This is a genomic window from Phenylobacterium sp. (genome assembly GCF_024508875.1).
GTDB lineage: Bacteria > Pseudomonadota > Alphaproteobacteria > Caulobacterales > Caulobacteraceae > Phenylobacterium.
In genome coordinates this window covers 1-1,860 of the sequence record NZ_JANINU010000313.1, presented here as the reverse complement: position 1 = coordinate 1,860, position 1,860 = coordinate 1, and the positions used below count along the sequence as shown (strand labels likewise).

Annotated in this window: 1 protein-coding gene; it reads left to right on the top strand. The window is 68.5% G+C overall.

The annotated features are described in order from the left end of the window. On the top strand, positions 1–1,860 hold a 1,860-nt coding region (leuS, locus tag Q0L11_RS20695; RefSeq protein WP_296599777.1), incomplete at both ends, for a leucine--tRNA ligase.

Below are 1,860 nucleotides of genomic sequence, written 5' to 3'. Positions count from 1 at the left end.
ATGGAGCGCGGCGTCGATCCCAAGGGCTGGACCTACGACAACATCGCCCGCATGCGGGACGAACTGAAGCAACTGGGCCTGTCGATCGACTGGAGCCGCGAGTTCGCCACCTGCGACGTCGAGTACTACGGCAAGCAGCAGGCCTGGTTCCTGGACCTGTTCGCCCGCGGCCTGGTCTATCGCAAGGAAAGCGTCGTCAACTGGGACCCGGTCGACCAGACCGTCCTGGCCAACGAGCAGGTCGTGGACGGCCGCGGCTGGCGCTCGGGCGCGGTCGTGGAGAAGCGAAAGCTGAACCAGTGGTCCATGCGGATCACCGACTACGCCGACCAATTGACCGACGACCTGCAGACCCTGGACCGCTGGCCCGAGAAGGTCCGCGTGATGCAGGAGAACTGGATCGGCCGCTCCAAGGGCCTGAAGTTCCGCTTCCACACCGTGGGCGACGCGCCCGCCAAGGACCTGGAGGTCTACACCACCCGCCCGGACACCCTGTACGGCGCGAGCTTCGTGGGCATCGCCGCCGACCACCCGCTGGCCGCCGCCGTGGCCGCGAACGATCCGAAGGCCGCCGCGTTCATCGAGGAGTGCCGCAAGGGTGCGGCCACCGAGGCCGAGATCGAGACGGCCGAGAAGAAAGGCTACGACACCGGCCTGCGCGTGAAGCACCCGTTCGATCCGAACTGGGAGCTGCCGGTCTGGATCGCGAACTTCATCCTGATGGACTACGGCACAGGCGCCATCTTCGCCTGCCCGGCGCACGACCAGCGCGACCTGGACTTCTGCCGCAAGTACGGCCTGCCGGTGAAGCCGGTGGTCCTGCCGCCCGGCGAGGACCCGGCGACGTTCGAGATCGGAACAGAGGCCTATACCGGCCCGGGGACCATCTACAATTCGCCCGGCCTGGACGGGCTGGACATCGAGGCCGCCAAGGCCGAGGCGATCGCCCGGATCGAGGCGCAGGGCGACGGCGAAGGCGCGACCGTGTTTCGCCTTCGCGACTGGGGCGTCTCGCGCCAGCGCGCCTGGGGCTGCCCGATCCCGGTGGTCCATTGCCCGACGCACGGCGTGGTCCCGGTGCCGAAGGACCAGTTGCCGGTGGCGCATCCCGCCGACATCGAGTTCGGCAAGTCCGGCAACGCCCTGGAACGTCACCCGACGTGGAAGAACACCACCTGCCCGACCTGCGGCGGCCCGGCGACGCGTGAGACCGATACGCTGGACACCTTCGTGGACAGCTCCTGGTACTTCGCCCGCTTCGCCAATCCGCACGCCGCCGAGCCGATCGACAAGGCGGCGGCCGACTACTGGCTGCCGGTCGACCAATACATCGGCGGCATCGAGCATGCGGTGCTGCACCTGCTGTACGCCCGCTTCGTCACCAAGGCGCTCGCCGACGATGGCCAGCTCTCCGTGCGCGAGCCGTTCGCCGGCCTGTTCACGCAAGGGATGGTCACCCACGAGACCTATCGCAAGCAGAACGGCGAATGGGTCGAGCCGGGGCAGGTGGAAATCGTCGCCGAGGGGAACACCCGCCGGGCCATCCTGGCCGGTTCGGGCGAGCCGCTGGTGATCGGCGACATCGAGAAGATGTCGAAGTCCAAGAAGAACACCGTGGCGCCGGAGGAGATCTTCGACGTCTACGGCGTGGACGCCGCGCGCCTGTTCGTGCTGAGCGACAGCCCGGCCGAGCGCGACGTCCAGTGGACCAGCGGCGGCGTCCAGGGCTCATGGCGCTTCGTGAACCGCGTGTGGGACGAGTTCGACAGCCAGCCGGAAGGGGCCGTGGACGCCGAGCCCGACGCCGAGCTGCGCCGCGCCACCCACAAGCTGGTGAAGCAGGTGACCGAGGCCATCGAC